23 protein-coding genes and 1 pseudogene are annotated in these 19,968 nt (G+C 71.0%); 10 read left to right on the top strand and 14 right to left on the bottom strand.

Annotated elements, in window-relative coordinates; translation table 11 throughout:
* The first annotated feature begins 23 nt into the window (after positions 1 to 23).
* Positions 24 to 419, top strand: coding sequence for a M15 family metallopeptidase (locus tag AB0H62_RS26240; RefSeq protein WP_360588773.1), 396 nt, complete (start codon positions 24 to 26; stop codon positions 417 to 419).
* 42 nt (positions 420 to 461) lie between these two features.
* On the opposite strand, the gene AB0H62_RS26235 is transcribed toward AB0H62_RS26240, so the two are convergent.
* On the bottom strand, positions 462 to 950 hold the full coding sequence (locus AB0H62_RS26235; protein WP_360588771.1) for a VOC family protein: 489 nt from the start codon (positions 948 to 950) through the stop codon (positions 462 to 464).
* A gap of 53 nt (positions 951 to 1,003) precedes the next feature.
* Entirely contained in the window at positions 1,004 to 1,969 is a 966-nt protein-coding gene (locus AB0H62_RS26230; RefSeq protein ID WP_360588769.1) for a LysR family transcriptional regulator, read from the bottom strand.
* 86 nt (positions 1,970 to 2,055) lie between these two features.
* Here AB0H62_RS26230 and AB0H62_RS26225 point away from each other — a divergent pair, with 86 nt between their 5' ends.
* The 3 genes from AB0H62_RS26225 to AB0H62_RS26215 are packed head-to-tail and all read left to right on the top strand — an operon-like array spanning position 2,056 to position 3,394.
* A complete protein-coding gene (locus AB0H62_RS26225) occupies positions 2,056 to 2,655 on the top strand; it encodes a hypothetical protein (RefSeq protein WP_360588767.1) in 600 nt (199 codons plus the stop codon).
* A complete protein-coding gene (locus AB0H62_RS26220) occupies positions 2,652 to 3,020 on the top strand; it encodes an SgcJ/EcaC family oxidoreductase (RefSeq protein ID WP_220244352.1) in 369 nt (122 codons plus the stop codon). The genes AB0H62_RS26225 and AB0H62_RS26220 overlap by 4 nt, the downstream gene beginning before the upstream one ends.
* Positions 3,017 to 3,394 carry a VOC family protein gene (locus tag AB0H62_RS26215; protein ID WP_220244351.1) on the top strand — a complete coding sequence of 126 codons (378 nt, stop codon included), beginning with the start codon at positions 3,017 to 3,019 and terminating at the stop codon, positions 3,392 to 3,394. The genes AB0H62_RS26220 and AB0H62_RS26215 overlap by 4 nt, the downstream gene beginning before the upstream one ends.
* Here AB0H62_RS26215 and AB0H62_RS26210 read toward each other — a convergent pair whose 3' ends face one another.
* The 3 genes from AB0H62_RS26210 to AB0H62_RS26200 form a co-directional block, all read right to left on the bottom strand.
* Positions 3,395 to 4,534, bottom strand: a complete 1,140-nt coding sequence (locus AB0H62_RS26210; protein WP_220244350.1) for an adenosylhomocysteinase — start codon at positions 4,532 to 4,534, stop codon at positions 3,395 to 3,397.
* A 147-nt stretch (positions 4,535 to 4,681) separates the two neighbouring features.
* Positions 4,682 to 5,416, bottom strand: coding sequence for a GNAT family N-acetyltransferase (locus AB0H62_RS26205; RefSeq protein ID WP_220247141.1), 735 nt, complete (start codon positions 5,414 to 5,416; stop codon positions 4,682 to 4,684).
* 139 nt (positions 5,417 to 5,555) lie between these two features.
* Positions 5,556 to 6,284: a DUF2786 domain-containing protein gene (locus AB0H62_RS26200; protein WP_220244349.1), complete on the bottom strand. Its 729-nt coding sequence runs from the start codon at positions 6,282 to 6,284 to the stop codon at positions 5,556 to 5,558.
* 130 nt (positions 6,285 to 6,414) lie between these two features.
* On the opposite strand from AB0H62_RS26200, the gene AB0H62_RS26195 reads away from it, so the two are divergent.
* The gene (locus AB0H62_RS26195; protein ID WP_360588763.1) at positions 6,415 to 7,860 is read left to right on the top strand and encodes an NAD(P)/FAD-dependent oxidoreductase; all 1,446 of its coding nucleotides are present in this window, start codon (positions 6,415 to 6,417) and stop codon (positions 7,858 to 7,860) included.
* Here the strand turns inward: AB0H62_RS26195 and AB0H62_RS26190 are convergent, their stop codons facing one another.
* The 4 genes from AB0H62_RS26190 to AB0H62_RS26175 all read right to left on the bottom strand — a co-directional run bounded on the left by AB0H62_RS26190 (position 7,861) and on the right by AB0H62_RS26175 (position 11,291).
* The gene (locus tag AB0H62_RS26190; protein ID WP_220244347.1) at positions 7,861 to 8,520 is read right to left on the bottom strand and encodes a response regulator transcription factor; all 660 of its coding nucleotides are present in this window, start codon (positions 8,518 to 8,520) and stop codon (positions 7,861 to 7,863) included.
* Positions 8,517 to 9,713 (bottom strand): sensor histidine kinase, encoded by a 1,197-nt coding sequence (locus tag AB0H62_RS26185; protein WP_360588761.1) that lies wholly within the window; start codon positions 9,711 to 9,713, stop codon positions 8,517 to 8,519. The genes AB0H62_RS26190 and AB0H62_RS26185 overlap by 4 nt, the downstream gene beginning before the upstream one ends.
* 226 nt (positions 9,714 to 9,939) lie before the next feature.
* Positions 9,940 to 10,509, bottom strand: coding sequence for a TetR/AcrR family transcriptional regulator (locus tag AB0H62_RS26180; RefSeq protein WP_360588759.1), 570 nt, complete (start codon positions 10,507 to 10,509; stop codon positions 9,940 to 9,942).
* On the bottom strand, positions 10,506 to 11,291 hold the full coding sequence (locus AB0H62_RS26175) for an SGNH/GDSL hydrolase family protein (protein WP_220244345.1): 786 nt from the start codon (positions 11,289 to 11,291) through the stop codon (positions 10,506 to 10,508). Before AB0H62_RS26175 ends, AB0H62_RS26180 begins: the two co-directional genes overlap by 4 nt.
* Positions 11,292 to 11,443: 152 nt before the next feature.
* On the opposite strand from AB0H62_RS26175, the gene AB0H62_RS26170 reads away from it, so the two are divergent.
* The 3 genes from AB0H62_RS26170 to AB0H62_RS26160 are packed head-to-tail and all read left to right on the top strand — an operon-like array spanning position 11,444 to position 13,908.
* Complete coding sequence (locus AB0H62_RS26170; protein WP_360588756.1) at positions 11,444 to 11,770, top strand: PadR family transcriptional regulator; 327 nt, start codon at positions 11,444 to 11,446, stop codon at positions 11,768 to 11,770.
* Positions 11,771 to 11,792: 22 nt separating this feature from the next.
* Positions 11,793 to 12,956 (top strand): hypothetical protein, encoded by a 1,164-nt coding sequence (locus AB0H62_RS26165; RefSeq protein ID WP_360588754.1) that lies wholly within the window; start codon positions 11,793 to 11,795, stop codon positions 12,954 to 12,956.
* A 43-nt stretch (positions 12,957 to 12,999) separates the two neighbouring features.
* Positions 13,000 to 13,908 (top strand): NAD(P)H-binding protein, encoded by a 909-nt coding sequence (locus AB0H62_RS26160; protein ID WP_220244343.1) that lies wholly within the window; start codon positions 13,000 to 13,002, stop codon positions 13,906 to 13,908.
* 25 nt (positions 13,909 to 13,933) lie between these two features.
* Here AB0H62_RS26160 and AB0H62_RS26155 read toward each other — a convergent pair whose 3' ends face one another.
* Complete coding sequence (locus tag AB0H62_RS26155; protein WP_220244342.1) at positions 13,934 to 14,131, bottom strand: hypothetical protein; 198 nt, start codon at positions 14,129 to 14,131, stop codon at positions 13,934 to 13,936.
* 7 nt (positions 14,132 to 14,138) lie between these two features.
* On the opposite strand from AB0H62_RS26155, the pseudogene AB0H62_RS26150 reads away from it, so the two are divergent.
* Positions 14,139 to 14,330 (top strand): annotated as a pseudogene (locus AB0H62_RS26150) (DUF779 domain-containing protein); the annotation flags it as partial.
* A gap of 160 nt (positions 14,331 to 14,490) precedes the next feature.
* On the opposite strand, the gene AB0H62_RS26145 reads toward AB0H62_RS26150, so the two are convergent.
* Positions 14,491 to 15,636, bottom strand: a complete 1,146-nt coding sequence (locus AB0H62_RS26145) for a hypothetical protein (protein ID WP_220247897.1) — start codon at positions 15,634 to 15,636, stop codon at positions 14,491 to 14,493.
* Positions 15,637 to 15,907: 271 nt separating this feature from the next.
* Between AB0H62_RS26145 and AB0H62_RS26140 the strand changes: the two genes are divergently transcribed.
* A complete protein-coding gene (locus AB0H62_RS26140) occupies positions 15,908 to 16,603 on the top strand; it encodes an MOSC domain-containing protein (protein ID WP_255638464.1) in 696 nt (231 codons plus the stop codon).
* Positions 16,604 to 16,653: 50 nt separating this feature from the next.
* Here the strand turns inward: AB0H62_RS26140 and AB0H62_RS26135 are convergent, their stop codons facing one another.
* The 3 genes from AB0H62_RS26135 to AB0H62_RS26125 all read right to left on the bottom strand — a co-directional run bounded on the left by AB0H62_RS26135 (position 16,654) and on the right by AB0H62_RS26125 (position 19,964).
* Positions 16,654 to 18,228 (bottom strand): beta-N-acetylhexosaminidase, encoded by a 1,575-nt coding sequence (locus AB0H62_RS26135; protein WP_360588751.1) that lies wholly within the window; start codon positions 18,226 to 18,228, stop codon positions 16,654 to 16,656.
* A gap of 114 nt (positions 18,229 to 18,342) precedes the next feature.
* Complete coding sequence (locus AB0H62_RS26130) at positions 18,343 to 19,158, bottom strand: helix-turn-helix domain-containing protein (RefSeq protein WP_360588749.1); 816 nt, start codon at positions 19,156 to 19,158, stop codon at positions 18,343 to 18,345.
* Between the two features lie 23 nt (positions 19,159 to 19,181).
* Positions 19,182 to 19,964, bottom strand: a complete 783-nt coding sequence (locus AB0H62_RS26125) for an alpha/beta fold hydrolase (RefSeq protein ID WP_360588747.1) — start codon at positions 19,962 to 19,964, stop codon at positions 19,182 to 19,184.
* Positions 19,965 to 19,968 lie beyond the last annotated feature (4 nt).

Genomic DNA, 19,968 nt, shown 5'->3' with positions numbered 1-19,968 from the left:
AAGGGGGCGCAGTCGAGGCCTTTGTGAAACCGACAAACCTGAATCTCGATCCGACTCTGCTCACCGCGTTTCGTCGGGCCGCCACCGATGCTGCGGCGCAGGGTGTGGAGATCTTCGTCAACGGTGGGTGGCGGTCGCCGGAGTATCAGGAATGGCTGCTCGCGGAGGCCGTGGTGCGGTACGGCTCGGCGGCCGAAGCGGCGCGGTGGGTGGCTCCTCCGGACACTTCTGCCCACGTGTCGGGGCGTGCGGTGGACGTCGGTCCGTCGGGGGCGCGGGTGTGGCTGTCGGAGCACGGTGCGCGGTATCGGTTGTGCCAGTTCTATCGGGATGAGCCGTGGCATTACGAGCTGCGGCTGGAAGCCGCTGGGGTGGTTGTCCGCCAATGTATGCGGATCCGTCGGAGGATCCACGGATGAGGCGGCGACAGGGCCTTTCCTGAGTGGACAGTTGGGCAAGCCTCAAGCAGGAATGCGGGCCGATTCGCCAGGCGTGTCAGCGCCGAAACGAGTGATGTCCGTGGCCAGGTCCAGGGGGCCGTTGTGGGCGCGGTCGGCGTCGGTGATCTGCGACTGCGGCACGAGCCAGCAGATCTCGAACTCCAGGCCGTCGGGGTCCTTGGCGTAGAGGGCTTTCGTGGTGCCGTGGTCGGTGGAGCCGACGAGGGCGCCCGCGGTGGTGAGGGCGGTGAGGTAGGTCTGGAGGTCCGCGAGGGTGGGGACTTCCCACGCCAGGTGATACAGGCCGACGGAACCGGAAGGAGCCGCGGTGGCGTCCGGGAGGGTGAAGACGCCCAGGTCGTGGTCGTTGTGGGAGTCGGGGGCCTGGAGGAAGACGGCGCGGTCCGAGGTGTGCACCGCGCGGAAGCCCAGGACGTCGACGTAGAAGGCGCTGCTGCGGGCGGCGTCGCGGACCCAGAGGACGGCGTGGTTCAGACCGCGGATCGGCATGGCGACTCCTTCACAGCGACGACTTCACAGCGGCAACTTCACTGCGGCAATTTTCACAGCGGCAGCGCGAACGCGGAACCGCCGTCGTGCCACCACTTCCGGTAGAACCGCGAGTCCTCGACCAGGGCGAGGTACCCGGCGTCGATCTTGGCACACATCTCGTCCACCAGTGAAGCGATCGGGGAGTCGGTGCGCCACGCGAGGACGAGCTCGCGGTAGAGCGGGGTGCCGGTCAGCGACACCGTCGAGATGCCCGTGCGGTCGGTGCCGATGGGGTAGAGCAGGCAGATCGCGCGGCCCTCGGCGGTGAGGGCGAACGCGACGTGCGCCTCGTTCGTCAGGTGCGTGATGCGCTGGTCGAAGCCGGCCGACGTGCAGGTGCGGGCGAAGAACTCGTTCATCCCGCTGTCGTCACGGTCGGGCATCACCCACTTCTCGCCCGCCAGGTCGGCCAGCGCGACCTCGCCGCGCGCGGCCAAGGCGTGGTGGTCCGCGACGCCGATGAAAAACGGTTCCCGCAGCAGCACGCGGTACTCGACGCCGTCGGGCGGGATCAGCGGGAAGCCGGGGAACGCGCGCATCACGGCGACGTCGAGCTCACCCGAGCGCAGTAATGCCGTCAGCGCGGTGGTTTCGCGGATCGTGCGGCTGGTGACGTCGCGCCGGGGCAGCATGGTCGTCAACGCGTTCACCAGCAGGCTGAACTGCTGCGCCGGAATTCCGCCGACGCGCACGGGCGCGCCCGCTTCGTGTCGCGCGTTGAGGCGCGCCGAGCGTTGCAGGGCGTCGAAGCTGTGCAGCACCTTTTGCGCGTCGCGCACCAGCTCGGTGCCGGTGTGGGTGGGCAGCACGCCTTCGGCCGAACGGACGAACAGTGGCCCGCCGAGGAACTGCTCGATCCGTTTGAGCTGCGTGGTCACCGCCGGCTGCGTGAGGTGCAGGCGGGCCGCGGCTCTGCGCAGGCTGCCGGCTTCGGCTATTGCGACCACGAGTTCGAGGTGCCGGATTTCCAGGCGCATGGGGAAAACATTATCGCCGGATGCAATAGGGCCGATCCCGTGATGATCATGGCCACACCGCATCGCGCCTGGTTACGGTGCCCGGCGTGACATCTTTGGTCCCCGTTCCGCTCATCGGGAAAACAACGCTTCCCGTGCTGTTCTCCGACGAAGTGCTGCAGCGGTTCCTCCACGCCGCGGCCATCGAATACGCGTTCATCACGCCCGAGGAACCGAGACCGTGTTTCGCCGTGCTGCTCGGCACCTTCGCAGAAGACGCGCTGATCGTCTCGGACCTCGCGTTCGGCCGCAACGCGCGGGTCACCGACCCGAGCGCACGTGAAGAGTTCGCGACCACGATCGTGCCGAAATTCGGCTCCGCGTATGAGAATTCGGTGCGCGCGTGGTGGCTGGATCCCGTCGATCTGCTGCGCATCACCCGCGAGGCCGACGCGCGTGGTCTGGACGTGCTCGGGTCCGTCCACCTGCACCCGGACTGGCATCGCCTCGGGCCTGAATGCGAACGCGGCCGCCCGCTCAGCGAACGCCCGACGCCGATGGACGCGTACGTCTTCCGCGGCACTGGCTGGCCGCTCAACGTCGTGTGTTACCTCGAACGGCAGCACGGCGAGTTCTACTACTCGCTGGCCGCGTGGAACGGCGACTGCGAATCGCTCCCGCTGCGCGTAGGGATGGTGACGGCGTGAACGAGTCGATTCGCGCGCTCTGGCGCACCATGGCCGACGGCTGGGCCCGCGGCGACGCAACGCAGTTCGCTTCCGTCTTCGCGTCCGACGTCGACTTCGTCAACGTGCGCGGCGAAGCGCTCGTCGGTCGCGAAGCCGTGGAGACAGGCCACGCGCAGCTGTTCGCCACGGCGTACCGCGGCACCACGTTGTCCGCCGAGGTCACGTTGATCCGCCGGCTGTCGCCAGAGCTTTCGCTCGTCCACGCGACGTCGGAGATCGGGCCCGCCGGCGTCGTGACGCACGCGCAAGCCGTGGTCCGCCACGACGGCGAACCGACGATCGCCGCCTTTCACAACATGATCCCGAAGGGACCCACCGCATGACCCGCCCTCGCCTGCGTCACCTCGCCTTCGTCGTGCAGGACGCGAAGCGCATGGCCGCGTTCTACTGCGAGCAGTTCGGCATGGAGCTGTTCCACACCGACCCCGACGGCAGTCACTTCGTGACCGACGGCTACCTCAACCTGGCGCTGATCCAGCAGCAGCTCGACGGCGACGTCGCCACCGGCTTCAACCACTTCGGTTTCCAGGTCCCGGAAATCCCGCCGATCGCGGAGAAGCTCGCCGAAGCGGGCGTGCCCCGACCGGTGCTGCGCGGCGGGGACCGCCCGTTCGCCGAGTACCGCGCGATCGACCCGGAAGGCAACTGGTTCGACCTGTCCGAGCACGGTTTCCTGCCGTCGGGCCTGGAGAAGTAGCTAGCGCAATGCGGCCACGAGGTCGGTTGCGATGCGGTGCTCCACGTCCGTGGGCACGGGCTGCACCTCGTCGGCCAGCCCGCCCGCGGCGACGGCGGCGAGGCTGCGGGCCTGCAGCGTGAGGCCGAGGTCCATGGCCTGGATGGAGTTCCCGTTGGCGGCCGTGAGGTTGAGCATCCGGCCCTGGTCGAGCAGCACGATCTCGCGGCCGTCGTCGAGGACGTGGCCCGTGCGTCGCGAAGGCGCGCCGTACTCGACGGTGCGGACGGTCCGCGCGTCGAGCTCCGCCCGGTCGATCTCCCACGCGAAGTGCCCGACGCCGGCGAGCACCGCGCCGTCGCGCAACGCCGCGAGCTCGGCCGCGCCCAGCACACCGGGGTGGCCGGTGGCGGTGAACACCAGCTGCGCGTCGGCCACGACCTCGGTGGCGGTGCCGACGCGGTGGCCGTTGAGGATCGCCTCCAGCGCCCGCATCGGGTCGGTGTCGCAGACCGAAACGCGTGCGCCGAGCCGGCTCAACGTGTCGGCGACGCCCTTGCCACACGGGCCGTACCCGAGCACCGCGGCCCGCGTCCCCGGCACCATGAGGTTGGTGGCGTTGAGGAAGCCCTGCACCACGCTCTGCCCGACGCCGAACTCGTTCTCCACCAGGAGCTTCAGCCGCGAGTCGTTGATCACGACCACGGGCTTGCCGAGCCGTGCTTTTGTTTCGCGCAGCCGGATTCCGCCGGTCGTGGTCTCCTCGGTGCCGCCGAGGTAACCCGCCGGCGTGCCGGAGCCGAGAAGCGAAACGGTGAGGTCACCGCCGTTGTCCAGTGTGAGGTCGGGCTCGACCTCGAGCACGCGCTCGATGTTGCGGACGTGCTCGGCCTCGCCGTCGCCGCGGCGGGTGAACACGGCGACGCCCAGCTCGCCGAGCGCGTCGGCGACGTCGTCGTGGGTGGTGCCGGGCGAGCCGGTGAGCCGCACGTCGACACCGGCGCGCACGAGCAGCGTGACGAGTGCGGCTGTCTTCGGCTCGACGTGCAGGCACATCGCCAGCCGCTTCCCGGCGAGCACCGGGGTCAGTTCGGCGACCGCCTGCGCGGTGAGAGGCATGTGCTTGAGAGCCCAGGCCGTGGCGGGATGGGTTTCGGGCATGACTGTGTTCCTCTTCGGTTGTGGTGACGTTCCAACGGGGACGGAAGACGTCGTCAGCCGTAGAAGTCACACCGGTAGGAGTGGTCGCCGTAGATCGGCGTCACGAGCTCCTGCCGACGAGTGCACACGCCACCACGATAACCCAGGTCAGAGCGGGTGCTCCAGCCACACGTTCGGCTCCACGTACACACCGAGGTCTTGCGCCACCGACCCCAGCACGGGCGCGATCCCACCGGGCACTGTCGTGAGGCCGTCGCCGGGCCGCACGCCGGTCCACTTCGCCCACTGGTCCAGCGTGCCGATCACGGTCATCGCGAACGGCGCGATCTTCACCAGCCGCGCGCCCAGCCGTTGGTGGTTGCGCAGCCACGGGTCCGCCGGCCGGCCCTGCTCGTCTCGCCGGGCGACGTAGTCCACAATGGACTCGACGGCGTGATCGGCTTTTCCTGTCGGGCGCACCGGCACCACAAGCCGCGACAGCCCCGCGCGCCGGGCCCGGTTCTTCAGCTCCGTGAGCGCCAGTGCCGCGACGCCCTGGCCCCGCGCGCGCTCGGCGACGTTGACCTCCAACGCCACCAGCGTGGTCGGCTCGCGGTCGTCCATCACGTCCTGCGCGGCCCACAACAGCGCACCGTCCCACCCGTGGTCGGGCAACTCGGTGCGCTCATCCGTCGGATACGCCACGGGGATCGCCGCCGCCCGGGCCACCGGCACGTCGTCTTCCAGTAGCACCAGGAAGAACTCCGGCCAGCGCGCTGCCAGCCTTGCGGACGCCGCGAGGTCGCCGATCACGTCGTGCGCCAGGAACTCCCCGCCAACCACGCCCAGCTCCAGCGCGGGCCGGCGCAGATCCGGACGCGTCGCGAGGTCCTCGACGCGCACGGCCGGCTCGCCGCTCACGACCAGGCACCGCTTCTCCCGCCGGAAGCCGAGGGCGGCTCCGGACGAGGGACGAGGTGACCGGCAACGTTCATGGCTCGCAGGGTAAACCGCGAATCCTCGGGACAGCCCCAGAATTTGATCAGCGCACCGGCAGGGCCTGCCTGCGCCGGGCGAGCGCGGACGGGTCGAGCGTCGCGCGCGTGCCGGCCTGATGGCCTTCGCGGTACCCCGAACCGGAGAGCCGGCGCGGCGCGGCCGCGCGCAAGTCGCCGTACTCGCGGTCGAACGCACTTTGCACGAGCGTGTTCCGGTCGCGCACCACCAGCTCGGCCGACTGCCCGCCCGAACCCGGATGCTCGCGCGCCGCCGTGTCCTCCGCCCGCACCAGCCGATCGTGGACGGCGCGCGCGAAGCCGTGCAGCCAGGTGCGGCGGTACGCGGCGAGCGATTCGCGGAACACCCGGTCGTCGGGCCGCACGCGCGTGAGCTGGGTGCTCGCCTGCAGCAACAAGCTCGTGAACAGCAGCTCCACGCGCCCGAGGTCGGACTTGAAGCCGAACACCGTGACCGCGTCCACACCCTGGCCCACGCGGTGCAGCAACGTGCGGCAGCGCATCGGGTACGCGATGTTCGTGAGCAGGCTCGCCTTGTCACGGCTGTACGGGTTTTCGATGGGGATCTTCAGCACGGCGATGTCGTCCGAGCCCTGCCCGGCGGCGGCGAGCATCGCGTTGTCGATGCCGTACCGGGCGATCAGCTCGGCCGCCTTCGTGTTGTACAGCTCGGCTTCTTCCGCGGTCACCGCCGGGTCTTCGGCCTTGGCGAGCAGCTTGCGGATGCGCTCCAGCTGCGTGTCGTGGGCGGGCATGATCCCCCTCTCCTGCTGGGCCGGGCCCGGGCGGGCCGGCGTGGGGTCCAAGGTAGGCGCGGGGTACGACAATATTCGATCAGGTGTTCGGACACGTGGCAGGGTGCCCGCGTGTCGATACGATCAGTGAGTGGATTCGCCCGCTGACGCCGTGGTCGTCGGCTCCGGCCCCAACGGCCTGGCCGCCGCCGTGCTGCTGGCCCGCGCCGGTCTCGCGGTCGACCTGCACGAAACCGCGCCGGAGCTCGGCGGGGGCGCGCGGTCGGCGCGGCTGTTCGACGCCGACGTGGTCCACGACGTCTGCTCGGCCGTGCACCCGATGGCCGTCGCGTCGCCGTTCTTCCAGGGCTTCGACCTCGCCGCGCACGGCGTCGAGCTGTGCCGGCCTGAAGTCGCGTACGGACATCCCGTCGACGAGCGCCGCACCGGCCTCGCCTACGCGGACCTCGACCGCACCTGCGCACGCCTCGGCGCCGACAGCGAGCGCTGGCGCCGCCTGATGGGACCGCTCGTCGAGCACACCGCCGAGATCACCGACCTGCTGCTCGGCGACCTGAGACGGCCGCCGCGGCCTTCCGTCGCCGCCCTGCTCGCGCCGCGGATCCTCGCGCTCGGCACCGGCATCGACGAGGTCCTGTTCCGCGGTCCCGAAGCCCCCGCGCTGCTCGCCGGCGTCGCCGCGCACCCGATGGGCCGGCTGCCGTCGTTGGCCGGCGGGGGCACCGCCGTGCTGCTCGGGCACCTCGCGCACGCGGGCGGCTGGCCGGTCCCGCGCGGGGGCACGCAGGTGCTCACCGATGTGCTCGCCGCCGATTTCATGGTGCACGGCGGCCGCGTCCACACCTCCAGCCGCGTAACGGACCTGCGGGAGTTCGCGAAAACCCGCGCGGTGCTGCTCGACGTCAGCCCGCGTGGCCTGCTCGAACTCGCGGGTCCCTTCGTGCCACCCGGCTACCGTCGTGCGCTCGAGAACGTGCGCTACGGACCGGGTGCGGCGAAGGTCGACTTCCTCGTGTCGGAGCCGATCCCGTGGCGCGAGCCGGAGCTGGCCAAGGCCGCGACCGTCCACATCGGAGGGACGGCCGCGCAGGTCCGCGCCGGCGAGAACACCGTGGCCGGCGGGCAGCGCGCCGAGGAGCCGTACGTGCTGCTCGCCCAGCCGATGGCCGCCGATCCCTCGCGCGGACTTCCGCACAAGCAGCCGATCTGGGCCTACGCGCACGTGCCCAACGGCGATCCGCTCGACGCCACCGACGTCGTCCGCCGCCGCATCGAGCGCTTCGCCCCGGGGTTCAGCGACACGATCCTGGCCGCACGCGGGGTTCCCGCGGTCGAGTTGGAGAACTACAACGCGAACTACGTCGGCGGCGACATCTCCGGCGCCGCCGTGACGCTGCGGCAGCTGCTCGCCCGCCCGGTCATCCGCTGGAACCCCCACACGACCCCGTTGAGCGGCGTCTACCTCTGCTCCAGCGCGACCCCGCCGGGCCCCGGTGTGCACGGCATGGCCGGCCTGCCCGCCGCGAAAACCGCGCTGCGTAAGGAGTTCGGACTCGCGCTGCCCGCCGGCTGGTGATCAGCCGCGCGGCCGCACCATGCCCGTCTCGTACGCCACGACCACGGCCTGCGCGCGGCTCGAAACGCCGAGCTTCGTCATCAGCCGGTTGAGGTGCGTCTTCACGGTCGCCTCGCTCACCAGCAGCTCGGTCGCGATGTCCGCGTTGGTCGCGCCGGTGCCGACGAACCGGAGCACCTCCAGCTCGCGCTCGGTCAGGCACCTCAGCTTGGGTTCCGGGCGGCCGGGCGGCGGCGTGCGCGTGAACGCCTCCACGAGTCGACGCGTGATCGTCGGCCCGAACAGCATGTCGCCGCGCGCGACGGCCTCGATGCCGGCGATCAGCGTCTCCGGCGGGCTGTCCTTGAGCAGGAACCCGGCCGCGCCCGCGCGCAGGGCCGCGTAAACGTACTCGTCGAGGTCGAACACGGTCAGGATCAGCACACGCGGCTTCTCCGGCCCGGCCGCGGCGAGGATGCGTCCCGTGGCGGTGACGCCGTCGAGCCCGGGCAGGCGGATGTCCATCAGGATCACTTCGGGCTTCAGCCGCAACGCCTTGTCCACGGCTTCGAGCCCGTCGCGCGCTTCGCCGAGCACGTCGATGCCGGGCACCGCACCGAGCAGCGCGACGAAGCCCGCGCGGACGAGATCCTGGTCGTCCACCACGAGCACACTGGTCACGACGGTTCTCCGGTGGTCCGCCCGGCGGTCGGGTAGGGCAGGGTCAGCTCGATGGCGAACCCCGCGGGTTCGCGCGGTCCGATCTCGATCACGCCACCGTACATACGCGCGCGTTCCCGCATTTCCACCAGCCCGTGACCAGCGTGGTTTACGCGCGGCGGCGGCCCGCCGCCGGAGTCGACGACGAGCAGGCGCAGGCCCTCGTCGCCGTAGTCCAGCGTGAGCTCGGCGGTGGCGTCGGCGGCGTGCTTGAGCACGTTGGTGAGGGCCTCCTGCGCCACGCGGTACGCGCACAGCTGCTGGCCGGGCGGCAGCGGCCGCGGCGTGCCGGTGACGCGCAGTCCGAGGGTGAGGCCGGCGTCGCTCAGCCTCGCGACGAGCGCGGGCAGGTCTGTGAGGCCCGGTTGCGGGCGGTACTCGCCGGGTTCGTACTGCGGCGGCCGAAGCACGCTGAGGAGGCGGCGCAGCTCGTCGAGGGCTTCGGTGGTGGTTCCGGTGATCGTGTCGAGCGCGCCACGAGCCATGTCCGGCGCGGTTTCGAAGACGTACTTCGCAAGATTGGCCTGGACGGAAATCACTGAAAGGTGGTGCGAGACGACGTCGTGCAGCTCGCGCGCGATGCGGATGCGTTCCTCGGCGACGGCCTGCTGCGCCTCCAGCTCGATCTCGCGTTCGGCGCGATCGGCGCGTTCGGCGGTGGCGCGCAGGCGGTTGGCGCGGACGTGGACGGAGTGTCCGATCAGGATGGTCGCGGACGCCTGCAGCAGGGCGATCACCGAATCGCCGACAGGGTGCGACGCGCCGCCGGCGATCATCGTCGCCTCGTACGCGGCCATCGCGAGCGCCGAAGACGGCCACGCCTTGCTCGCCGGGTAGCGCGCCCACACCGTGTACGCGGCGATCAGGATGCCGGGCTGGCCGAGTGTCGCGCGGAAACCGCAGAGGTAGAACGCGCCCATCAGCGCCGTCACGGCCAGCAGCGAGCCGATCGGGAACCGGCGGCGGACCAGCAGCGGCGCGGCACCGACGGCCGCGAGGACCAATCCGAACGCGCCCGGCCGGTCGCCCAGCTCGCCGCCGCGCACGGCCGCGCCCGCCAGCAGGAACACGGCGACAGCGGCCGCGAGCAGGCTGTCCGCCAGTAGCGGGTGCATGCGAAGTCCGCGCACCACCCCCACCCCGTACACCGGCACGGAGGCGAAGCTACCGGCCTGACCGGTGGAAACCCAGCCGGCTACGACCGGCGCGGTACGCCGGCACGGCGCGTACCGCCAAGGTTTACCGCCGGCTGCGGCGGAAGAGGGATTCGCGTGGGCGGTTCGTCCGGATAGCGTCTGGCGCGAATGGTCACCCATTCGGCGTTGCTCGGCGGGGAGCGCCCGGGGCCGGGGAGACCACGGAGCTGCTCCCCGCCGAGCGTCAGCCCAGGTACGCGTCGAGCGTCACCGCGAGGGCCGATTCCGGAGACGGCGCGAAGCTGGCGCCGGCCAGGCCGCCCCACAGCCACAGCTGCGCGAGCCCGTGCAGGGCGGCCCACAGCGAAGCCGCGACGAGCCGCGGGTCGGTGCCGGGCTTGAGCCGGTCGTCGTGCGCGGCTTCGCGGTCGAGGCGCACGAGGTCGGCGAAGTAGTCGAAGACGGCGCTGCTCGCGGCCACGAGCCCGGGTTCGGCCGGGTTGATGAGGTCGCGGCGGAACATCAGCTCGAACATCGCGGGGTTGGCGAGGGCGAAGGCTACGTACGCGTGGCAGGCGGCCGTCACGCGCTCACGCGGGTTGCCTTCGGGCAGCTTCGCGCCGCGTTCGAGCAGCTGCGCGAAGCCGAGCGTCGCGACGGCCGACAGCAGTTCGGCGCGGCCGGAGAAGTGCCGCAGGGGCGCGCCGTGGGAGACGCCGGCTGCCTTCGCGATGCCCCGCAACGTCACGGCATCCACGCCTTCGTCGGCGAGCAGGGTCTCCGCGGTGGTGATCAGCCGCTGGCGGGCGCTCATATCTGCGCTTCGGAGAACGCGACGGGCAGCAGGTCGGGGCGCTTGGGGAAAAAGCCGTCGCCGGGCGAGCGGCCGATCAGGCGGTTGTGCAGGCGGGTGATGGCGACCGGCATGACTTCCTGCCAGAACCACTGCAGGTCCGCGCGCAGGCTCGGGCGCGCGGGGAAGCCGGGGAGCGGCTGGAGCCAGCCGTCGTCGTGGCCGACGTGGAGGCGGTTCAGGACGTGGCCGGCCACCCGCAGGTGGCCCGCTTCGGACAGGTGCAGGCGGTCGGGGCCGAAGTAGCGCGAGTCGTGGGCGGCGTGGTCGGGCCACAAGTCCACGAGCTTGGCGCCGTAGCTCACGGACGCTTCGCGGATGGCGTCGTTGAGGGCGGTCACGCGCGGGTGCATACGGGCGCCGAAGGGCATGCGGTGGGCGATGTCGCTCAAGGTGAAGGTGACCACCGTGGGCGCGATGTGCGTGCACCGGCGGATCGCGGCATCGACGCGCCGCGCGACGGTGCGGGCGCTCCAGCCGCCGCTCATCACGTCGTTGCCGCCGCCGAACAGGGCGATCAGGTCGGGCTCGTGGCGCTCGGCGGCAGGCAACTGCTCGACGATGATCTGGTCGAGGCGCCTGCCGCGCACCGCGAGGTTGGCGTAGCGGAAATCGGGCTCGTCCTGCGCGAGGCGGCCCGCGACGAAGTCCGCCCAGCCGCGGTACTGGCTGTGGTCCGGGTACGGATCGTCGAGCCCCTCGGCGCAGCTGTCGCCGACGGCGACGAATTTCTGAAAGCCCATGTCGATCTCCGTAACCCGTGGTTCACTTTGTAGACACTGTCTATCAAACTCTAGTAGACGGTGTCTACGTGAGGTTCACTTCCTCTCGGGGTTCCGGGGTTTCACCCGGATGGGTTTTGCCGAAATATATCGCTCGGCGATACATTGGGTTCATGGCGATGTCCGAGCAGGTCTTCTTCATCCTCACCGCGCTGGTCGGCGACCCGCGGCACGGCTACGGCATCGTCGGCGAAGTCGCGGAACTGTCGGAGGGGCGTGTGAAGCTCAAGGTCGGCACGCTCTACGGCGCCCTCGACCGCCTCACCGCGGAGGGCCTCGTGGAGCGCGACCGCGAAGAGGTCCTTCAGGGCAGGCTGCGCCGCTACTACCGCCTGACCCGCTCAGGCGCCGACGCGGTCGCAACCGAGGCCGCCCGCCAACACGCCAACGCCGAGGCAGCAACGGCCCGCCTGCGCGGCTGGCAGGCAAGACACGCGTGAACTTCGTAGCTGGGGAGGGAACGTGACGGAGCTGGAGAGACGGTACCGAGCCGTCCTGCGGCTGTTGCCGCAGTGGTACCGGGAGCGCTGGGAGGAGGACATGGTCGCGACCTTCCTGGCGGGGGAGCTGGGGCGGGTCGAGGTTGGAAACCCTTTTGTGACAGGAGAAATCGTCAACGACGGCGCTGTCGATTTCGATCACGCTGGGCTGGGCAGCGCGCTGGACGATCTTGCTGAGGCACGAGAGACAGCCGGTGGAGACGTGACGCTGGCGGGCGCCACAGGGCCGACGTCGGGTACCGGAGATGTCGGGGCTTCTGCTGGGTTAGAGAGCGGAAACCAGTCCGCGGCAAGCGAAGTAGGCGATCCCGCGACCCTCGACCAAGCCGAGTACGCCGCCGAGTTCGGGCGGCCCGCGCTGGCCGAGGTGGCGAGCGTCGCGGCTCTGGCGTTGCGGCTCAGGCTCGGGGGCGGCGGTGCGCCCGAGCGGTCGCTGGCCGTCGGGGCCGGGGTGCGGGTGGCGGTGCTGGGTGGGCTGCTCGTGCTGGCCGCGCCGTCGGCGTTCGACTTCTTCGCGGGGCCGTGGCTGGTCGCGTTTTTGTTCGTCCTCTTCGGACGGTTCCAGGCCGGGCGGGCGGCGGCGCTCGTCGGGGTCGCGAGCGCGGCTGTCTCGGCGGTGCGGACGACGGTCGAGGCGGTGGGCGGGGCGCCGTCGTTCGTGGTGAGCCAGTGGGTGGCCGTGTTGCTCGGGGTCGGGCTGGTGCTGGGGATCTCGGCGTTCCACGAGGACGAGCCGGCGCGGGACACGCGGCCGTGGCTGGTGGCGTTGGCCGTCGCGCTCGGGGCGGCGGTGCTGGTGATGCTGGTGGGTGCCACGCGGCCGGACCAAGCCTCGGTGCTCGATTGGCCCGCGGTGTCCTGCGTGGCTTGGTACGGGCTCGCGCTGGTGCCGCTGTTCTGGCCGCCGGTGCACGGCAGGCCGGTGACGTTGGCGCTGGCGTTACTGGGGGCGGCGGTCTCGATGGTGCGGCTCGCGACGGCGCTGGACCTGTCGTCGTTCCCCGGTTCCGGTGGGGTGGCGGCCGCGGCGTTGATCGAGGGCGTGGTGGTGCTCGTCGTGGCGGTGCTGGTGTCCGTGTGGGCGCTGCGGGCGTTGCCGCCGCGGCCCGGCGTGAGGGTGGGGTGAAGGCCGCTGGACCATGGCGGGCCAGTCCGCGATGATCTTCGCCATGAAAATCATGGTGGTGGGTGGAAGCGGATTGCTGGGACACCACGTGCTGGAGCAGCTGAGGCTGCGCGGGCACGAGGCGACCACGGTGGCCCGCACGCCCCGCGAAGGCGTCGACCGAGTCCTCGACGTCACGACGGCCTCGGAGGACGACCTTCGCGAGCTCCTCGCCGGCCATGACGGCGTGGTGTTCGCCGGCGGCAGCGACGACCGGAGGGTCGACAAGGGACCGGTCGCGCCGCGGCTGCACGCGGGCAACGTCGCGCCGGTGGTCGCGCTGCTGAAGGCGGCGCGCGAGGTCGGGTGCACGAGGGCGGCGGTGCTCGCGTCGTACTACACGTACTTCGACCGCGTGCACCCCGAGTGGGGCCTGGCGGCGAAGCACCCGTACGTGCGCAGCCGGATCGAGCAGGCGAAGCTCGCCCGCGAGACGGCCGGGCCGGACCTGCCGGTGGCGATCATCGAGGTGCCGTACGTGTTCGGCGTCGCGCCCGGGCGGGTGCCGGAGTGGTCGGTGCCGGTGGTGAAGTGGGTGCGGTCGTCGGCGCCGCTGTTCGCGCCCCGGGGCGGCAGCGCGGCGACGAGTGCGCGGGGCGTCGGCATCGTGACCGTCGACGCTCTCGAGGACGGCTCGGGCGCGGACCTCCCCGTGGTCGAGGAAAACCTGCGTTGGACGGACATGCTCACCCGCATGGCCGGCGCCGCCGGAAAGCCTCGCTCGGTCCGCACGTTGCCCGCCGGCGTCGTCCGGGCGATGTTCCGCCTCGGCGGTCGCGTGAACGGCCTCACCGGCAAGCAGCCCGGTCTCACCATCGAGCACCTCGACGGGCTGTTCCTGCGTGAGCTGTTCGTCGACCCGCCCGTCCACCGCTCCGTCGACGAGGCCATCCGGGAGACGGCGAAAGCCTGACGCAACGCCGGAACAAGGCCGAGGCTCAGCTCAGCCGCGAACGGTGCGTCCGGGCCACCGCCAGCCGGGGATCCGCCGGATCCAAGGCCGCGCACAGGGTGTCGAGCACCTCGAGGTCGTCCGCGCCACAGGAGGTTTCCCAGAACGACCAGAGCGTGTCCGGGTCGGTGCTGTTGAGGGAGACCTGCCGGATCTGCGCCGTGAGGGACTCGCGTTCCTCCACGATCGCCGTCGACGGCATCGACGCCGTGCCGGTCTGGATGTCGGGCCCGCAGTTCGAGTACTGGAAGCACACGCACCTCACCATCGACGTAGTCCCGGGCCGCGGCAGCGGGTTCTCCCTGGAGGCGCCGGAGGGCGTGCGTTTCCTCATCAGGTCGCGCCTTTTCAGCGACGCGGAGTCGGCGGCGCTGAACGGCTGAGCCCGAGCGGTCAGGTGTGGCCCGGATCCGGCGAAGAAGCCGGGGTCCGGGCCACAACCGGTGTCCTTTCCCGTGGGAGGAAACGGTTTCGGTGAGACGGCCACCGCCGATCCCCTGAATCCACCGGTTCAGACCGGTGCGGCCGCGGATGCCGCTGTGCTCACGCCGTCAGGCGACCCGCGACGTCGGCGATCAGGGCGAGCCGGTCGCGCTGGGGCTGGATGAGGTTTTCGAGCTGCACGCTCGCCCCGTCCCGGATGTCGGCGTTGAGCGGATCAGCGGTGTCGTCCTCGACGCGGCCGATGTGCCACTCCTCGATGTTGTCGATACCCAGCTCGACGCTCAGCTGTTTGCGAAGCTCGGTCAGCTCACCGCAGCTGTAGGTCAGCTCGGCGCCGACGGTGACCAGTTTTCGGGCGTGGAGGTGCTCCCAGTTCTCCACGATGGGCCGCGCGTGGTCATGGGCGTCGAGCAGCCGCTTGACCGCGACTTCCCAGCCGTGTGGCGGGTCGTCGAGGTCCGACCAGGCCTGGCCGATCCGGGCGAAGGACTCGGCGACCTCGGGCCAGGCGGACGCGGCGGCGCGCAGCACCGGCGTGGCCTCACGCCGGTAGACCGCCTTCGCCCACAGCGCGCGAGCCACGTCGAACTCGTCGCAGACCAGGCGCCGCCGATCGTCATCGGTGTCGCCGCGCTCGGGCATGGCTGGTTCCGGCTCGTCGCCGGTGAACTCGGCGAAGTGGAACTTCACCCGATCGACGGGCTGCCCGCCGGCGGTCATCCGGGTGGCCTTGATGAACTTGTCGTGGTGCGCGATCGGGGAGTCGTCGCCTGCTTCGGCCAGCACGACCTCCTTCGGCTGCCGCGCTTCCCACGCGGCTTTCTCCGCTCGCACCGCTTCGAGGACCTGCTCGGCCTCGAGGGCGTGGCGGTCAGCCAGATCCTTGGCGCTCGGCGGGGCCAGCTCGGTCATCAGTGCGGTGATCTCGGGCGGCAGCCCGACGTGCCGTGTTCCGTCCGCGTGGAGGTAAGAGCCCTCGACATCCGGCTCGAAAGCGCTGCGACGGTCGTGGAGGAGCATGCTCGTCAGAGCGGGAGCGTGCTGCTGCCACGCGGCGTGGCACCGCGTTGCCTCGTCGGGGTCGGTGAAGCAGCAATACGCGACGTTCCGCCCTTCGGCGCCAGGCTCGAGGGCGTCGTCGCGGACGCGCACGGAGGAATACGGACCGTAGGGCATCAGCGCTGCGATGTCGTCGCGGGCGCGCCGCGAAGCTCGGGAGGCGCGGCGCCGGGGCCACAGTCTCATCGTCGGAACCCTCCTGCCTGCGTGCAGTAGTGCTCCAGACCACACCGCAGAACTCCCTGAATCAAGATCAATCGGCTCGTGTCGCCACCAAAACGACCGAATTCTGCCGATCGCACCAGTCGCGCCAGGTCGTGTGCCGACCGTGCCGGGTAGGTTCTGCGACGCTCGGCGCAAGCGTTTGCGACCACTGCCTCGGCACGCCTCGCGGGCCGGCTTCAGTGGCGGCCAAAAGCACCTGACCTGCGGCGGGCCGCGTGCTAGCTTCGCGAACGTGACCACACTCGAACTCGCCGGTGTTTTCGTCGGACGGCCTGCCGTGCTCGGGCGGCGGCGGGAGCGGCCGGTGCTCAGCGCGATCGTCAAGGACCGCGTGGCCGCGCCCGAGCTGGAGCTCACGCGGCTGAACCTCGACGGCGACGAGCAGGCCGACCTGAGGGTGCACGGCGGGGTCGACAAAGCCGTTTACGTCTACCCCGCGCAGCACTACGCGGCGTGGACGGCTGACGGGTTCGACGTCGAGCTCGGGGCGTTCGGGGAGAATCTCGCGGTGAGCGGCGCGGACGAGACGCGCGTGCGGATCGGCGACGTCTGGGAGTGGGGCGACGCGCGGCTGCAGGTGTCGCAGCCGCGGCAGCCGTGTTTCAAGCTGGCCATGCGGACGGGACGCAAGGATGTCGTGCCGGCAATGATCGACTCCGGACGGTGCGGCTGGTACCTGCGCGTGCTGCGGCCGGGCCGCGTGCCGACGTCCGGGGCTGTGCGCGTGGTCGAGTCCGACGTCCAAGCGCCGACCGTGGCCGAGGTGCACCTGATCGCGTTCGCCAATTTCGCGCAGCTCGAGCCGCGCATCGCGGAAGCGGGAGTCCAGCGCGCGGAGAAGATCCTGGCGACGCCTGCGCTTTCGCCGTCGTACTCCGGCGGTATCCGCTCGTCGGTGGAGCGCTGGCGGATGCGCAACGCGGGCTGAAAAGGGCCCCTTCCCTGAGAAACCCAGGGAAGGGGCCTTCGGTAAGACAACTACTTCCAGTCCACCTGCGGGGAGCGGTAGAAGTCGATCCCCTGCGCCACCCAGCGCGGCGACTGCTTCGCCAGCCGCACGCGGTAGGTGTCCCAGTCGCGTCCGGACTGCTGTGACCAGCCGATCTCGGCCAGGCCCGGCAGGCGCGGGAACGCCATGTACTCGATGTTGTCGTTCGTGCGGATGGTCTCCGTCCACAGTGGAGCCTCGACGCCGGAAACGGAGCTCTCGCCGACGCCCGGCACCAACGTCGCGGGATCCCAGTCGTAGGAGTCCTTGACCTCCACGAGGCCGGCCCAGTCCTGGCCCAGCGGCGTGTCCTCGGTGTACTTCATGTCGAGGTACGCGTGGTTCGACGGCGCCATCAGCACCTTGCCGCCGCGCGCGGCGAACGCGGCGAGGTCGGGGTTCGCGCCGCCCTGGTCCCAGTACTCCGGCATGGCCGTGGCGGGCAGGTCCGACTTCGCGATCTCGTGCCAGCCCGTGATGAGCTTGCCGTACTTCGCGACGAGCGGGTTCACCTTGGCGTAGAAGGCTTTGTAGTCCGGGTCGGACGTCGAGTGCGCCTCGTCGCCGCCGATGCCGAGGTACTTGCCGGGCGTGATGGCCGCCAGTTCGCGGATCACGTCCTCGACGAACTTGTACGTCGTCGGCGAGTCGATGCACAGCGAGCTGTAGCCGACCTCGGTGTCGGTGCGCGGCGGGACCGCGACGCCGTCGCAGTTGAGCTCCGCGTACACCGACTGGGCCGCGTTCGTGTGACCGGGCATGTCGATCTCCGGCACGATCGTGATGTGCCGCGACGCCGCGTAGGCGACGATGTCCTTGTACTGCGCCTGCGTGTAGTAGCCGCCGGGGTCGCCGTCCGCGGCGCCCTTGCCGCCCTCGGTCGCCAGGCGTGGCCAGCTCTTGATCTCGATGCGCCAGCCCTGGTCGTCGGCCAGGTGCAGGTGCAGCGTGTTGATCTTGTACTGCGCCAGCTGGTCGATGTACGTCTTCACCTGCGTCGGGTTGAAGAAGTGCCGCGCGACGTCGAGCATCGCGCCGCGCGTGCCGAAGCGCGGGTAGTCGAGCACGGTGCCGCCCGCGATCGTCCACTTGCGGAACTGCACGCTCTTCGCCTCGATCGCCGACGGCAGCAGCTGCCGCAGCGACTGCACACCCTCGAACAGGCCGTCGGCGGTGTTGGCCTGCAGTGTCACGCCCGATTTCGCCACCGACAGCTGGTAACCCTCGGTGCCCACGCGACTGTCGGCGTGACCCAGGTCGAGCGAGATGGCGGGCAGGCCGGCGTTCACCGGCACGACCGGCAGCGGGTAGCCGGTGGCGGGGCGCAGCAGGCCGCGTAGGTAGTCGGCCACCTGGTTCGTGCCCTTGCCCGAGCGGATCACGGTCAGCGGGGACAGTGTGAAGTTCGCCTTCGGGTCGGCCTTGGCCTGCACGGGCAGCGGGACGATGTCGGTGACGCTGCGTTCGGGCGCGGCGGTCGCGGCCGTCGCCGACGCCGGCAGGCCGAGCGCCGCGAGGCTCAGCACGGTCGCCCCCAGCACGGCTCTGGACAAGCTCTTCCTCACGGACTACCTCCGGTCGGGGAGAAGACAGACCCTAAGAGGTATAGACCACTAGGCAGGCCGTGGACAACAGCCGAAAGGATCGCCCGGACCTCCCGCACCCGGTTGCCTGCCCCGTCACGCCCATCGCGAACGGTTCGGTGCGGCGGGCCACGCGACGTCGTCGATCGCCAGCCACGGCGCCACCGCGACGGCCGCGGGCGTCAGTCCCGAAAACGCCCTCACCTCGTGGTGCAGGTGCGACTGGTCGGCGAACCCACTCTCCGCGGCAACCTCAGCAGGTGCCCGCCCCGACGCCAGCAGATGCGCCGCGTGATCGAACCGCACCAGACGCGCGGCGCGTTTCGGCGTGATGCCGAGCTGCGTCCGGAACCGCGCCCACAGCCGTTTGCGGCTCCACCCGACCTCGTCCGCCAGCCCCTCGACACGCGCGAGCCCCCGGGCCGCCAACGTCTGCCGCCAGCTCTGGGCCACCTCCGGATCGACGCGGCGGGATCCCAGCCGCCGCCTCAGCAGCTCGGCCGCGAGTGCGAACCGGTCGTCCCACGACGCCGCCGCGCGCAGCCGATCCTCCCAGCGCGCGGCGTCGCGGCCCAAGACGTCCTCGAGTGAGACGGCCCCGTTCAGCGTGTCCCCGAGCACCGCCGCGGACACGGCCGGTTCGAGCCGGATCTGCAAGCACTCGCCGATCCGGCCGGCGGCCCGCAGCTCGCCGGGACACAGCCCGACGACGACGCTGCCGCGCCCACGCCGTCCGAAAGCCTCGTAGCCGAGGCCGTCGCTCAGGTCCACGAGCACCGTGACGGCCGGGTGCGCCACCATCGTGATGTCGACGGGCGCCGGCACCGCCTGCCGGAACCCGGCCATGCGGATGCCCGGCAGCCGTCGCGGCGGGACCGCGATGTCCACGCCCGTCCAGTCGAAGGCCTGCACGTGACCACGCTAGACGGCATGGGTCACAGGCGGGTTGCCGCGAAGGCCAGCAGCAGCTCGCCGGTCTTCGCGGGCTCCTCGACAAGCGGCACGTGCCCGACGTCCGGCAGGTACTCGACGCGCGCCACGGCGTCGTAGTCGTGCGCCGACGACGGGTCCCACCGCGGGTCCGCCGCGCCGAACACCACCAGCGCCGGCACGTCGAGCGCCGCCAGCCGCTCGGGCAGGCCGCGCTTGGCGAGGTACGCGCCGTTGTGGTGCAGCACCTGCCGGAACGCGCGATAGGTGGTCCCGCGAAGCTCGGTGACCATGTCGTCCGGGATGGCCACGGGCCGGGCCATCGTCGCCCCGATTCCACGTCGGATGACCGCGTCCGAACGCCTTCGCCACAGCACCGGGCCGAACGGCGGCGCCAGCAGCAGCCGCAGGATCAGCGGCTGCGGCCGGAGCGCGTCGAGCCGCGGGCCGGTGCTGACCAACGCGAGCGAGCCCACCAGGTCAGGCCGCTGTTCCGCGAGCGAGGTGGCGACGTAGCCGCCGCTCGAATGCCCGGCGACGACGACGCGGGCGAGCCCCAGCTCGTCGAGCACCGCCGCCACCCGGCTCGCCTGCCGCGGCACGGCGAACGACGGTGGTGGCGTCGACCGCCCGCAGCCGGGCAGGTCGACGCGGATGACGTGGTGGCGCTCGGCCAACGCCGGCACCACCTCGCTCCAGGAGCCGCTCGTGGCTCCCGAGCCGTGGATGAGCAGCAGCGGCGGCGCGTCGGCCGGGCCGTCGTGGACCACGTGGAGGTAGTCGTTCATACCG

It is taken from the genome of Amycolatopsis sp. NPDC050768 (assembly GCF_040654155.1).
In the GTDB taxonomy this organism is placed as follows: domain Bacteria; phylum Actinomycetota; class Actinomycetes; order Mycobacteriales; family Pseudonocardiaceae; genus Amycolatopsis.
Note: the sequence above shows the minus strand (reverse complement) of the source record. Positions and strands in the feature narration are given on the sequence as shown.